The sequence below is a fragment of the Flavobacterium sp. PLA-DH12 genome (assembly GCF_059511845.1).
Window position 1 is genome coordinate 14,586 of sequence record NZ_JCAMPD010000012.1, and the last position, 14,862, is coordinate 29,447.

Sequence of the window (14,862 nt, forward strand, 5' to 3'; positions counted from 1 at the left end):
TTATTTTGAACCGTTAGAAAAAAGATTTATTAAACTTTTAACGTCAATTTTACACAATTGTTGCAGTTGGTTTACCGTTCCATGTTCGATAAACTCGTCAGGAACACCCATAATTTCAATAGAATTTCTAAAATTATTTGATGCTGCAAACTCCAAAATTGCACTTCCAAAACCGCCATTTTTAACCCCTTCTTCGATTGTAATAATACGTTCGAAAGTTGAAAAAACAGAGTTTAATGTGTTGTAATCTAGTGGTTTAATAAAGCTAAAGTTATAATGCGCAATCTCTTCAGAATTTATTGATTCTTTAAGTGCTTCTATAACATTATTTCCAATTGTTCCGGCCGATAGCACAGCAACTTTCGTACCATCTTTCAGGCATTTTGCCTCGCCCCAGTTTATTTTTTCGTAATGTCCGAAATTTTCTATTTCCCAATTTGGCAAGACTCCTCGGCCTCTTGGATATCGAATTGCGATAGGATGTTCTATTCCTAATTGAACGGTATACAAAATATTTTGAAGTTCAATTTCGTTTAGCGGAGCATAAATAACCATATTCGGAATTGATCTCAGATACGCGATATCAAAAACACCATGATGCGTTGCGCCATCTTCGCCAACTAAACCTGCACGATCCAAACAAAAAATTACAGGTAAATTTTGCAAAGCTACATCATGAATTACCTGATCGTAGGCACGTTGCAAAAATGTGGAGTAAATGTTGCAATATACAATCATGCCCTGAGTTGCCATTCCTGCTGCCAGCGTTACGGCGTGTTGCTCAGCAATTCCAACATCAAAAGCGCGTTCTGGGAATTCATCCATCATAAATTTTAAGGAACTTCCAGATGGCATGGCAGGAGTGATTCCTATTATTTTTTCATTCTTTTTGGCTAAATCTAAAATAGTCAAGCCAAAAACATCCTGATATTTAGGCGGAAGATTTTCTTCCGATTTTAAATGAATTTCTCCAGTTGAAGCGTCAAATTTTCCAGGCGCATGATATTTTACCTGATTTTCCTCAGCCTGCTGCAATCCTTTTCCTTTTGTAGTTACAATATGAAGGAATTTTGGACCTTTTATCTTTTTAAGACGATTTAATTCTTTGATTAATTTAGGAAGGTCATGACCGTCTATTGGTCCTGAGTAATCAAAATTCAAAGATTTAATGATATTATTCTGGCGTGGATTTTTGCCATTTTTAACCGTAGTAAGGTATTTTTTTAAAGCACCAACACTCGGATCAATTCCGATGGCATTATCGTTTAGAATCACCAAAATATTGGCATCAGTTACTCCGGCATGATTTAAACCTTCAAAAGCCATTCCGCTGGCAATAGAAGCGTCTCCAATAACGGCAATATGTTCTTTGTCGAAATCACCTTGTAGTTTAGAAGCAATCGCCATTCCAAGTGCGGCAGAAATAGAAGTGGAAGAATGCCCAACGCCAAAAGTATCGTAAACACTTTCGCTTCTTTTCGGAAATCCGGAAATTCCTCCGATCTGTCTGTTGGTATGAAAAATTTCTCTTCTTTCGGTCAATATTTTATGCCCGTATGCCTGATGCCCAACATCCCAAACCAATAAATCATCTGGAGTATTAAAAACGTAGTGTAAAGCAATGGTGAGTTCTACAACGCCTAAACTTGCGCCTAAATGACCTTCTTTTACAGAAACGATATCAATAATAAACTGACGAAGTTCTTGAGCAACTTGAGTAAGCTGTTCTTCTTTTAAAAGACGCAAATCGGCAGGATTGTATATGTTGGAAAGTAAATCGCTTTTCATTGTAAGGTAAAAAGCAAATTTACGGTTTTAAATTTAATTTTCTTGCGGAGTCTTATTTCAATAAAATAGGCACAGAATATTGCATTCTAACTTTTTTTCCGTTCGATTCTCCAGGCTGCCATTTAGGGCATAAACTTAAAACTCTGATAATTTCTTTTTGTAGTGGTTCTTCAACGGCTGGCGAACATTCAAGAAAAGATACTGAACCGTTTTTTTCTACTGCAAATGCGAGAGTGAAATTAAGTTTCCAATAGTTTACGTCTTCTGGTTTTTTATATTCTTTCATGAAGAAGTTATGAAATTGTTCAATACCGCCAGGGAACTCAGCATTTGTATTTGAGATGGGTTTTAGAGTTGATGAAGAATCATCTTTTTTTACTGTATTCTGTTCAGAGATTTTATTCTTAGTAGATTCTCCAGATACTGTTGGTATAGTTTTCTTTAATTCAACTTGTTCAACTTTTAGCGCAGACGATTGTGTTTGTTCTAATGTCTTTCTGTTTATAGTCGTATCTAAAGAATGTAATTTTACTGCTGTCGTATCTGTGACAACTTCAAAATTGTCAATTTTCGATTTTTTATCTTCTTTGTTTTGGCAGCCGAAAAAAAGTACAGTTATAACCGCAAACAGTATTGGCAGAATCAATTTGTAGTTTGTTTGAACAGTTATTCTATGTTTTCTTTCCATTATTCTATATATCACGATTTAAAAGTAATAAAAAATAAGTTCTAAAACCCTATTTTTGCAAGTATGATAAATCCTTTCACCGACGAGTATTTTATGAAAAAAGCTTTGCAGGAAGCAGAAATTGCTTACGAAAAAGGCGAAATTCCTGTTGGAGCTATAATTGTTGTGGCTGATAAAGTAATTGCAAGAAGTCATAACTTGACAGAATTATTAAATGATGTTACAGCTCATGCCGAAATGCAGTCTATAACCGCAGCGGCAAACTTTCTGGGCGGAAAATATTTAAAAGACTGTACACTTTATGTAACGCTCGAACCTTGCCAAATGTGTGCAGGTGCTTTATACTGGAGCCAGATTTCAAAGATTGTTTTCGGTGCACGCGACGAACAGCGCGGATTTTTGAATATGGGAACAAAATTGCATCCCAAAACTACTGTTGTTTCTGGTGTAATGGCAAATGAAGCTGCAGATTTAATGAAACGTTTTTTCTTGGAAAGACGTAAATAATCGTTGAGTATCTCTACAGTAGTCTGTATCCTTCAACAAAAGTTAAATATTTTTATTTCGGAATTTTCTTCTTAAAATAAGAGGAAAATATTTTACTTTTATCGTAATTTAATTTGTATTTTGGTGTTAAGGCTTTTAGCGCTAAATCGTATTAAATTCTCAATTTGTTAACCAATAACTCTAGATAAAAGTGAAGGCAAAAGGATTATTTCTCGTATTTTTTGTGTTTTTTATTTTTCAATCCTGCGGGCGCAAATCAGCGGCCGATTTTAATTCCGATTTTTCATTATTCAAAGACTACATTACTAGTTTTACTAGCGGTATCGTTTCTGCAGATTCTGATATTCGTGTAGTTTTGGCTTTCGATAAAAACGATTGGAAACCTAATCAGGAATTAGATGACGATTTGTTTGATATTTCGCCAAGTGTTCACGGAAAAGTCATAGCGCTTTCAACAAATACTTTAGCTTTTATTCCAGAGAAAAAACTCAAAATGGGAACAGAATATCAGGTTACTTTAAACTTAGATAAACTGACAGCCATTCCAAAAGAGAAAGAAAAAGAGCTTTCTAAATTCAACTTTACAGTTAAAACGGTTAAACAGGATTTTACCATCAATACTGGAGATATTCAATCTTACAGTAAAGAATATCAATATTTAAACTGTGTTTTGAAAACAGCAGATAATATTGATTTGGAAACGGCTCAAAAACTTGTTGAAGCCAAGCATAATGGAAATAATCTTAAAATTAAGTTTGAGAAAACAAACGGACCTGCAAAAGAGTTTCGTTTTATAATTGACAGTATTCAGCGTCAATCAGAAGTTTCAAATCTAGAAATTATTTACGACGGAAATGATTTTGATATTGAACAAAAAGGTCAAATTGATTTTCCAATTACGAGTATCAACGAATTTAAAGTTATAAAAGTTGAAGTTCCAGACGGAAACAATCAGCAGGTTTTAATTAATTTCTCTGAACCATTAGAAAAAGGTCAGGACTTTGCTGGATTGGTTTCAATTCAAAATACCAATAACTTGAAGTTTTCTACACAAGGAAATTTACTAAAAGTATATTTTACCAATCAAAATGCACCTAAAAAAGCAGAGCCAGTAACAGTTGTTGCACAAGAGCCAGTTGCCGTCGCTGTAGATTCGGCTGCAGTTATGGTAGATTCGGCCGCAGTAGCAGTAGACTCAGCTGCTGCTGTTGTAGAAGATGCTGTAGAATATGTGCCAGATGAGGAACCAGAACAAGTTATTACAGGAGAATTATTGCTAGAAGTCTTTCAGGGAATAGAAAGCCAATATGGTAAAAAACTGGAAAACAATTATAGCGAGAAAATCTCTTTTGATCAGATAAAACCAAATGTTCGTTTTATTAAAAATGGAACTATTCTGCCAAGTTCAAACAATTTAAAACTGAATTTTGAGGCCGTAAATCTGAGTGCGGTTGATGTAAAGGTGTATAAAATTTACAAAAACAACATTCTGCAATTTCTTCAATACAACGAATTAAATGGCGGACAGAATCTCAAAAAAGTAGCGCAGCCAATTGCCAAAACCACTTTAAATTTAAGAGAAAGCACGCTTGTAAATCTGGCAAAATGGAATACGTATGCTTTAGATTTATCTAAAATTATTAAACCAGAACCAGGAGCAATTTACAGAGTTGAATTTGTCTACAAAAAGAAATACTCGCTTTATAAATGCGAAACATCAGAAGGAAATAACGATGAAACGGAGGAAGAAGAAGTTGATGAAAACGACGTAAATTACAGTGGCAACTCTTATGATGATTACTCTTACTATGATGATTATGATTGGAGAGAAAGTGAGGATCCTTGTACAGGTTCTTATTTCTACAATGCCAGAATTGCGACTAATATTTTAGCATCAGATTTAGGTGTTATTGCAAAAAGAGGTGAAAATAAATCGTACTTGTTTGCTGTAAATAATATTGTTACAACTGAGCCAGTTTCAAACGCAAGAGTTGATTTATACAATTTCCAACAGCAAAAAATAGCAACAGCAGCAACAAGTAGCGAAGGAATTGCATCTTTCCAATTGGACAAATTCGCTTATTTTGCAATTGTAACTTTAGGAGATCAGTCGACTTACGTGAAATTAGATGACGGACTTTCACTGTCTGTAAGTAATTTTGATGTTGCGGGAGAGACTTTGCAAAAAGGTTTAAAAGGATTTATTTACGGAGAAAGAGGTGTTTGGCGTCCGGGAGATAATCTGTATCTGTCATTTATTTTGAACGATGCCGCGAATAAACTTCCGAAATCACATCCAATTAAATTCCGTTTAAATGATCCGAATGGTAAAACAGTTTATCAGACCGTTCAAAAAACGAATGATTTAAACCATTATGCTTTTATAGTGCCAACAAACCAAGATGCGCCAACAGGAAACTGGGAAGCAATGGTGAGCGTTGGAGGAGCGAAATTCTATAAAAGCATTAAGATTGAAACCATCAAGCCAAATCGTTTAAAAATTAAGAATACGTTTAGCAGAAAAACACTTTCGGCTTCGTATCCAAATACAGACAATCTAGAAGTAACATGGCTTCATGGTGCAATTGCTAAGAATTTGAATGTAGAAATGCAGGCGAAATTTTCTCAGCAAGCCACAACTTTCAAAGGATATGAAAAATATACTTTTGATGATTTAGCGCGTCAGTTTAGTACAGAAGAAATCAATATTTTCTCTGGAAAATTAAATGAAAGCGGAAAGGCTTCAGTAAATATTCAGCCAAGATTGCAAGGTCAGGCACCTGGAATGTTGCGTGCATCATTCATTACAAAAGTATATGAAGAAGGAGGAGATTTTAGTACAGATGTAATGTCAACAACTTATTCTCCGTACAAAACATACGTTGGAGTTAAAACGCCAGAATTGAATAAGTATAGTATGCTTGAAACGAGAACAAACAATCGTTTTGAAGTGGTTACTGTTGATGAAAACGGAAGACCAAAATCAGTTCGTAATCTCGAAGTAAGAGTTTACAAAGTAGATTGGAGATGGTGGTGGGATTCTTCGAGTGATAATTTATCAAATTACAACTCATCGAATGCAACGACTTCATACAAAACCTTTGTAATCAACACCGATTCTAACGGAAAAGGAAGTTTTCAGTTTGCTTTGACAGATGAAGAATGGGGACGTTATTTAATTCGTGTTGCCGATCAGCAAGATGGTCATGCAACATCTTTGACTGTAAATATCGACTGGCCAATCTGGTCTGGAAAAACAAGAAATAGAGATGCTTCTACAGCCAATATGTTAGTTTTTTCTACCGATAAAAAGAATTACGCAGTTGGAGAAAAAGCGCAGATTTCTTTCCCTTCAAGTGAAGGCGGACGTGCACTAATTTCTATCGAAAACGGATCAAGAGTTGTGCAGACTATTTGGGCTGAAACTAAAAACGGAGAAACAAAAGTGGAGGTTCCAATTACAGGAGCAATGGCACCAAACGTATATTTTAATATTACATTATTACAGCCTCACGCTTCTACCAAAAACGATTCGCCAATTCGTATGTACGGAATTGTGCCGATTGAAGTGGTAGATAAAAACACCATTTTGGCACCAACTCTTAATATGCCAGATGTTTTAAGACCAGAACAGCCGTTTACAGTAAAAGTAGGCGAAAAATCAGGAAAAGAAATGACGTATACAATTGCGGTTGTAGATGAAGGTCTTTTGGATTTAACTCGCTTTAAAACACCAAATGCATGGGATAGTTTCTATGTTCGTGAAGCTTTAGGTGTAAAAACTTGGGATGTTTACGATGATGTAATTGGTGCGTATGGCGGAAAAATAAATCAGATTTTCAGTATTGGTGGTGATCAGGATTTAGGAGGCGGAAAAGCTAAAAAAGCCAACCGTTTTAAACCTGTAGTATTGTATTATGGACCATTTAAATTAGGAAAAGGAGAAACAAAATCGCATGAATTAAAACTCCCTAAATATATTGGTTCTGTTAGAACAATGGTTGTAGCGGGAGATGCAAATACAAGCGCTTACGGAAGCGTTGAAAAAGCAACTCAGGTTAAGAGTCCGTTAATGGTATTAGCTTCGTTACCAAGAAAAATTTCGCCATCAGAAAAAGTAACATTGCCAGTAACTGTTTTTGCAACTGAAAATAAAATTAAAAACGTAACAATTCAGGTTAAAACCAGCAACGGATTGAAAGTTATGGGAAGTGCAGTTCAAAAACTAAATTTTGCACAGCCTGATGAAAAAATGGCCTATTTTAATTTGGTTGTAGGATCCGCAACTGGAATTGCAAAAGTTCAAGTAATTGCGACATCTGGAAGCGAGAAATCAACTTATGATGTTGAGATCGATATGACGAATCCAAATCGGGTTACGAGTACTTTTACAGATGTTGTTTTAACGCCAAATAGTACGAAGACAATTTCATGGAAAACGTTTGGAATTGCAGGGAGCAACAAAGCAAGATTGGAAGTTTCGTCTATGCCATCAATGAATTTGAACGGAAGATTACAATTCTTAATTCAGTATCCGCATGGATGTGTAGAACAAACGACTTCATCAGTTTTTCCTCAATTGTATTTGGGAGATGTGGCCGATATTGATGCGAAACGAAAAGATCTGATTCAGAAAAACATTGCGGCAGGAATTGCAAGATTGGGTAATTTCCAGTTGTCAAATGGAGGAATGCCTTACTGGCAAGGAAATGCAATTGCAGACGATTGGGGAACTTCTTATGCTGGACATTTCTTGATTGAAGCAGAGAAAAAAGGATATGTGTTACCAATTAATTTCAAATCGAAATGGTTAGGTTATCAGCAAAAAGAAGCAAAACAATGGCGTTTTGAGCCGAAATACGGAAATGATTTAGCTCAGGCGTATCGTTTGTATACTTTAGCTTTAGCTGGAAATGCCGATTTATCATCAATGAATAGATTACGTGAAACTAAAGGCATTTCGAATGAAAGTATGCTTCGTTTGGCAGCAGCTTATGTTTTAGCAGGACAAAAATCAGCTGGGCAAAGTTTGTTCTTGAAAACCAGTATTGATGGAAGTTCAGATGAATACAGCTATTACTATTATGGTTCAAGTGAAAGAAACAGAGCAATGGCTCTTGAAACCATGCTTTTATTAGACCAGAAACAAAAAGCATTTGTAACCGCTACAAAACTAGCCAAAGAAATGTCTGCAAATCAATGGATGAGTACGCAGACAACGGCTTATTGTTTGTATGCAATGTCGAAATTTGCTGTGAGCAATGGACCAAAAGGAATCAATATTCAGTTTAGTAAAAACGGAAAAGGAGAGACGATAAATACTGGTAAATCGGTTGCAGATCGCAGTTTGTCTGTGGCTTCTGGAACAAATAGTATTACACTGAAAAACAATAAAGCAAATACCGTTTATGTTCGTGTATTGAACACGGGAATATTGCCTATTGGACAAGAAAATGCTGTTCAAAGTGATGTTATGGCTTCTATAGTTTTCAAAAACAGAAAAGGAAGCGTAATCAATGTTTCAAGAATCAATCAGGGAACTGAATTTGTTGCAGAGGTTACGATTAAAAACCAAAGAGGAGAAAGCGTTCAAAACGTAGCGTTATCACAAATTCTGCCTTCAGGATTCGAAATTGTAAATACTCGTTTTACAGATTACGGAGATGCTGTAAATAACATTGCAGATTATATTGACATTCGTGATGACAGAACTAATTTCTATTTCGGAATGAAGGCCAGAGAAACCAAAGTTTTCAGAATTCTGCTAAATGCGTCGTATTTAGGAAACTATTATTTACCTGGATTGCAATGCGAAGCAATGTATGATAATACTTTCCTAGCCCGAACAAAAGGATTTTGGGTTGAGGTTGTGAAGTAATTTTTTTTGCTACAGATTATACAGATTAGCACAGATTTTAAAATCTTTTTTAATTCTTTAAGCTGTGGCAAAAAAACTTTGAGAACTTAGCAAAAAATGTTTCCCGCAGATTTTGCAGATCAAGTAGATAATATAAGATTTCCTGAATCTGCGAGAAAAAACTTTGTGTCCCGATAGCTGTCGGGATTGCGTAAATCTTTGCGTCTTTGCGGTTAAAAAAATAAGGATTGAAAAATAAAATAAAAGCGTTTCTTCAACGCATCATAAACTGGATAAAAAGAAATAAGATTAAATCAGCAATTGCATTTCTGCTCTTGCTGATTTACTATTTTTCAATACCTCGAACTTTGTTCAAAGAACCATACTCTACCGTTATAGAAAGTAAAGAAGGAGAACTCCTCGGGGCTAAAATTGCACGAGATGGGCAATGGCGTTTTCCAGCTCAGGACAGCGTTCCTGATAAATTCAAGAAATGTATTGTTTATTTTGAAGACGAATATTTTTATAAACATCCCGGTTTTAATCCCGGCGCGATGATTAATGCTTTTAAACAAAATAGAAAAGCAGGAAAAGTTATCAGAGGCGGAAGTACATTGACTCAGCAAGTAATCAGACTTTCCCGTAAAGGAAAAAATAGAACCTATTTCGAAAAAATAATAGAAATTATTCTCGCTACAAGATTAGAGTTAGGTTATTCTAAAAATGAAATTCTTGAAATGTACGCTGCACATGCGCCATTTGGAGGAAATGTTGTGGGATTAGAAATGGCTTCATGGCGTTATTTTGGTGTTCAGTCCAATCAATTGTCTTGGGCAGAAAATGCAGTTTTGGCAGTTTTGCCGAATGCGCCAAGTTTAATTTATCCTGGAAAAAATCAAATAAAATTATTGAATAAAAGAAACCGCCTTTTATTAAAACTGCATCAGGAAGGAATAATAGACAAACAGACGTACGAACTATCTATAGAAGAAGCTCTTCCTCAAAAGCCATACAATCTTCCTCAAATAGCACCGCATTTGTTGCAGAGAGTGGCGAAAAATGAAGAAGGAACAAGAGTAAAAACTACAATTGATTATGCTTTACAAAATCGTGTCAATCAAATTGCGAGATATTATTACAATCAGTACAAGCAGAATGAAGTTCATAATTTAGCTATTTTAGTAATCGATGTTCATAATAGAAACGTAATGAGCTATGTTGGGAATTCTCCAGCAGATTCGGATCATCAAAAAGATGTTGATATTATTGATGCGCCAAGAAGTACTGGAAGTATCTTAAAACCGCTTTTATACGGCGCAATGCTCGATGATGGCGAATTGCTGCCGAATACTTTAGTAGCCGATATTCCAACACAGATTTCAGGATATACACCGCAAAACTTTAATCTGACGTTTGATGGTGCTGTTCCAGCACATCGCGCTTTATCACGTTCGTTGAATATTCCTGCGGTTTTGATGCTTCAGGAATTTACTGTAAACAAGTTTTATGAAGAATTACAGAAATTCAAATTAAAAAACATCAATAAAACTCCTGATCATTATGGTTTGTCTCTGATTTTGGGAGGTGCTGAAAGTAATTTGTGGGATTTATGTCGAACATATGCAAATCTTTCATCAACGATCAATTATTATACTAAAAATAAGAGCAAGTATCGAACTAATGAATTTACCGAACTTAACTACAAAAACGATTTTAAGCCCGATTTTGGATCAGAAACCGATCAGAAGAATATTTTGGGCGCTGGATCAATTTGGTTAACGTATAATGCAATGGAAGAGGTGAATAGGCCAGAAGGAGATGAAGCTTGGAAATTTTATGACAGTTCTCTTAAAATTGCATGGAAAACAGGAACGAGCTTTGGGAATCGTGACGCTTGGGCTATTGGAACCAATTCAAAATATGTGGTCGGAATTTGGGTAGGAAATGCGACGGGAGAAGGAAGACCAACCTTAACAGGAGTAACCAGCGCAGCGCCAATTTTATTTGACGTTTTTAATTTACTTCCAAGGCAAAGATGGTTTGATACTCCGTATAATGATTTAGCCGAAGTTGAGGTTTGCCGTTTAAGTGGTTATTTGGCAAAAGACAATTGTCCGAAAATTAAGCAATGGGTTGCTAAAAAAGGAAAAACGACTAAAGTTTGTCCATATCACAGAACAATTCATTTAGATAAGGCAGAACAATTTCAGGTCAACAGCAGTTGTGAAAGCGTAGAAAATATTGTGACTAAAAATTGGTTTGTTTTGCCTCCTGTTATGGCATGGTATTACAAAAGTCAGCATATCGAATATTTGCCGCTTCCTCCATTCAAAGAGGGTTGCGAAGGAACGCAAACCACTACAATGGATTTTATTTATCCAAAAGCAAACAGCAAAATCTACTTAACAAAAGATTTTAACAGCAATGTTCAGCCAGTGATTTTAAAAGTAGCTTATTCTGAAAGAGATAAAGAATTGTTTTGGTATGTAGATGATGTTTATAAAGCAACAACAAAAACATTTCATGAATTGCCAATTACTCCCAGAACTGGAACACATTACATAACAGTTGTAGATGCTAGTGGAAATGAAATTAGAAGGAAAATTGAAATTGTAAGGGATTAGAGTTTATTGTATGATATTGAGTTTTGTATAAATATCTTTATTTTTAGTAAATCGAAATGAGATTGAAGCTGTAAATCCTTCATAAGTTGGAATCTTTTCTTTATTGTATGGAAACGAATATCCTAAGCCTAAATCTATCATATTAAATACGGTTAAACCGCCTACTGCATAAGCATTCTTAGAGGAGCCGCCAGCTTTTATAAACAGAAGATATTCTGAATTATATGATAAATGTACATCTGGAAGACCATAATAGTTACCATCATAGCTATTAGTAATTCCATATCCCGCACCCAAAAAGAGTTTGTTTTTGCTTTGAGTTAGGCAAAATTCAAGACCACCCGTAAAGAGACTTTTATTAGCAATTGAATAATTCAAATATAGGATAGGCCATTCTGGAATTTTAAATTTTGAGTTATTAGTGTTTTTCTTGTAATTAAAATTGTTGGCGTCAATCATTTTTCCATCAACATTAAACCATTCAGCTTTGCCAATTAAGTATTTAGCTTCATGGTCACTTGAATAGCACTGAAATTGTAACTGATTATTGTCTAGATAATAATCTTTAATTACAAAAAGAGAATCGACTTTTTCTATTTTGTATCCAACGGCTTTTTTTGTGTTTATTTTTACAGGTTTAATTCGGTAATAAAAAGCTGTTTCTTTGTTACTCAATTTCCAATTTTTATTAAAATAAATTGTGTCGTTTTGAGCTGTTATTTTAATTGAAAATAATAGAATGACAACTATGATAACGTATGTTTTCATTTTTAAATTGTTTAATATCCTATAAATTGGCTGTAAACTTTTCTGTTTCTTGTAAATCTTAAATTAAGACTCATCGTAAATCCTTCAAATGCTGGAGCTTTGTCTGGGGTATACGGTAATGAATATCCAAATCCTAAATCTATGAAATTCATTAATGTTAATCCGCCTAATAGATAACTATTTTTGTGTGTTGTTCCAATTTTTGCAAATAAAATAGAGACATTATAAGATAGATGAAGATCGGGCAGACCATAATATTGTCCGTTATAACTATTAGTAACGCCGTATCCAAGACCTAAAAATAATTTTTTAGGAGTTTGACAGTCCAAACAAAATTCATAACCTGCAGTTAGAAGACTTTTATCAGCAATGCTATAATTTATATAAGTGATTGGCGGACTAGGAACTCTAAATGTGCCGGGAGCTGGTTTGCTGAAATCTCTTGAGTAAAGAACTGTTCCGTCTTCTTTGTACCATTTGGCTTTTCCAACATTATTGTTTCCTTCTGTATCTTTTGTGTAGCCTTTGAATTGTAGAGCATTATTTTTTATGTAGTAATCTTTAATAATATAAAGAGAATCTGCATATTGTATTTTTCGTCCAACAGCTTTTTTTGTTTTTATTTTAACTGGCTTTAGTCTGTAATAAACAGCTGAGTCTTTAACAGTTGTTTTCCAAGCTGAATTAAAGAAAATAGTATCATTTTGAGCAGATAGTTTTAAAGAAAGCAAAAAAAGGATAGTCAATAAGCGATTGATTTTTTTTGTTTTAAATAGCGAAAAAAGACTTGTTGTGATTGTCATAAAATTCGATTGAAATTTAGCAAACATACTTCACAGTCAAGAAAGACATGGTTGTAAGAAGTTTTTTTTGTGCCATTATAAGACATGAAAATATTTTGCGAAAAGGCACAAAAAAACCGCCAATCTTTCGAAAGGCGGTTTAGTTTTTTATTCTGTAATAACATTTCCTTTTTTGTCGTAGAAATGGTATTCTAAATACGTGTAAGCGTCACGAGGTATGATTTTCACCCATTTCTTATGTTCAAAAAACCATTTTGAACGTAATGATGGAAAACCTTTACTGAGGTATGCAGCCACAAATGGGTGTGTGTTAAGCACAACTTTATTGTGGGTTTTTAAAAGTCTTTCTAAATCAGCGGTGATCTTATCAATGATTAAAATGGGAGCTTCGATTTCACCATTATGTTTGTTAGGATCTTCTTCTCTGGTTTTGATATTAACTTCTGGTCTTACTCGCTGTCTTGTAATCTGGACCAAACCAAATTTACTCGGCGGTAATATTTTATGTTTTGCTTTATCGTCGCTCATTTCTTCTCGCAAGAAGTCGAACAAAACTTTCCTATTTTCAGGATTAGACATATCGATAAAATCAACTACGATTATACCACCCATATCACGAAGACGAAGTTGTCTTGCGATTTCTGCAGCGGCAATCATATTAACTTCCATGGCAGTGTCTTCTTGGTTGGTTGCTTTATTGGAACGGTTTCCGCTGTTTACGTCTATAACGTGTAGAGCTTCAGTGTGTTCTATAATAAGATAAGCACCTTTACTCATGGAAACAGTTCGGCCAAAAGAAGTTTTGATTTGTCTCTCTATATTGTATTTCTCGAAAATTGGGGTGTCATTTGATTGATAAAACTTAACAATCGATTGTTTTGAAGGAGCAATTTCTTGCAGATATTCCTTCGTTTGATGGTACAACTCTTCATCATCTATTTGAATACCGCTGAAGGTATCATTGAATACATCTCTTAATATCGAAGAAGCTCTGTTAAGCTCTCCTAATACTTTTGATGGATGATGAGCAGTTGGTAATTTTTTACACATTGCAGACCATCTGCCTAGCAGGTTCTGCAAATCTTTTTCTAATTCGGCTACGTTTTTGCCTTCGGCTACTGTACGAACAATAACACCAAATCCTTTAGGTTTGATCGATAGAACAAGTTTTTTTAGACGATCCTTTTCTTTTTTGTCTTCTATTTTTTGAGAAATAGAAACACGATCAGAAAAAGGAACTAGAACGATAAATCTTCCGGCAAGAGAAAGCTCAGCACTTATTCTTGGACCTTTGGTCGATATCGGCTCTTTAACTACTTGAACTAAGACAGATTGATTGGCACTTAAAATATCAGTAATGATGCCATCTTTGTCAATCTCTTTTTCAAACTGAAAGGTTTTTAGGGAGAAATCTTTTAATTTACCTGCGCTTACAAGTTTTATGAATTTCAGCTGAGAAGCTAGATTTGGACCCAAATCGTGATAATGTAAAAAGGCATCTTTTTCGAAGCCTACATTTACAAAAGCAGCATTAAGTCCGGCAACTGGTTTTCTGATTTTGGCAATAAAAATATCACCAACCTGAAAGTTGCTTTTTTCTTCTTCTTTGTGTAATTCAATTAGTTTTCCATCTTTTAATAAGGCAAAATCTACTGCTTCAGAACTAGATCTAATGATTAATTCTTTATTCACACTGTAAATTTTTATCCGTGAATTGGTTGTCGGTTGTTTGTTGATAGTTGTTGGTAAAAAAACCAAAAACCAAAAACCAAAAACCATCAACTTCTACAAGGATGGATTAAACAATATTTTTAACAGGTATTGAAC

8 protein-coding genes are annotated in these 14,862 nt (G+C 34.7%); 3 read left to right on the plus strand and 5 right to left on the minus strand.

Going from position 1 to position 14,862, the window contains the following annotated elements:
- Together AC5ZCW_RS19815 and AC5ZCW_RS19820 are read right to left on the minus strand one after the other, a co-directional pair.
- Positions 1 to 1,788, minus strand: a complete 1,788-nt coding sequence (locus AC5ZCW_RS19815; RefSeq protein WP_496121400.1) for a 1-deoxy-D-xylulose-5-phosphate synthase — start codon at positions 1,786 to 1,788, stop codon at positions 1 to 3.
- Positions 1,789 to 1,840: 52 nt separating this feature from the next.
- Positions 1,841 to 2,476, minus strand: a complete 636-nt coding sequence (locus AC5ZCW_RS19820) for a hypothetical protein (RefSeq protein WP_496121401.1) — start codon at positions 2,474 to 2,476, stop codon at positions 1,841 to 1,843.
- A 63-nt stretch (positions 2,477 to 2,539) separates the two neighbouring features.
- Between AC5ZCW_RS19820 and AC5ZCW_RS19825 the strand changes: the two genes are divergently transcribed.
- The 3 genes from AC5ZCW_RS19825 to pbpC all read left to right on the plus strand — a co-directional run bounded on the left by AC5ZCW_RS19825 (position 2,540) and on the right by pbpC (position 11,464).
- The gene (locus tag AC5ZCW_RS19825) at positions 2,540 to 2,983 is read left to right on the plus strand and encodes a nucleoside deaminase (RefSeq protein ID WP_198854603.1); all 444 of its coding nucleotides are present in this window, start codon (positions 2,540 to 2,542) and stop codon (positions 2,981 to 2,983) included.
- Between the two features lie 190 nt (positions 2,984 to 3,173).
- Entirely contained in the window at positions 3,174 to 8,861 is a 5,688-nt protein-coding gene (locus tag AC5ZCW_RS19830; protein ID WP_496121402.1) for an alpha-2-macroglobulin family protein, read from the plus strand.
- Positions 8,862 to 9,088: 227 nt separating this feature from the next.
- Positions 9,089 to 11,464 (plus strand): penicillin-binding protein 1C, encoded by a 2,376-nt coding sequence (gene pbpC, locus AC5ZCW_RS19835; RefSeq protein ID WP_496121403.1) that lies wholly within the window; start codon positions 9,089 to 9,091, stop codon positions 11,462 to 11,464.
- 3 nt (positions 11,465 to 11,467) lie between these two features.
- Here the strand turns inward: pbpC and AC5ZCW_RS19840 are convergent, their stop codons facing one another.
- The 3 genes from AC5ZCW_RS19840 to AC5ZCW_RS19850 form a co-directional block, all read right to left on the minus strand.
- Positions 11,468 to 12,232, minus strand: a complete 765-nt coding sequence (locus AC5ZCW_RS19840) for a hypothetical protein (protein WP_496121404.1) — start codon at positions 12,230 to 12,232, stop codon at positions 11,468 to 11,470.
- Positions 12,233 to 12,243: 11 nt separating this feature from the next.
- The gene (locus AC5ZCW_RS19845; protein WP_496121405.1) at positions 12,244 to 13,035 is read right to left on the minus strand and encodes a hypothetical protein; all 792 of its coding nucleotides are present in this window, start codon (positions 13,033 to 13,035) and stop codon (positions 12,244 to 12,246) included.
- A 147-nt stretch (positions 13,036 to 13,182) separates the two neighbouring features.
- A complete protein-coding gene (locus AC5ZCW_RS19850) occupies positions 13,183 to 14,727 on the minus strand; it encodes an Rne/Rng family ribonuclease (RefSeq protein WP_008466642.1) in 1,545 nt (514 codons plus the stop codon).
- Positions 14,728 to 14,862 lie beyond the last annotated feature (135 nt).

Excerpts from the sequence above, each read along its gene's own strand:
- AC5ZCW_RS19825 (WP_198854603.1), top strand. The coding sequence starts at position 2,540 with ATGATAAATCCTTTCACCGACGAGTATTTTATGAAAAAAGCTTTGCAG.
- AC5ZCW_RS19840 (WP_496121404.1), bottom strand. The coding sequence starts at position 12,232 with ATGAAAACATACGTTATCATAGTTGTCATTCTATTATTTTCAATTAAA.
- AC5ZCW_RS19845 (WP_496121405.1), bottom strand. The coding sequence starts at position 13,035 with ATGACAATCACAACAAGTCTTTTTTCGCTATTTAAAACAAAAAAAATC.
- AC5ZCW_RS19820 (WP_496121401.1), bottom strand. The coding sequence starts at position 2,476 with ATGGAAAGAAAACATAGAATAACTGTTCAAACAAACTACAAATTGATT.
- AC5ZCW_RS19815 (WP_496121400.1), bottom strand. The coding sequence starts at position 1,788 with ATGAAAAGCGATTTACTTTCCAACATATACAATCCTGCCGATTTGCGT.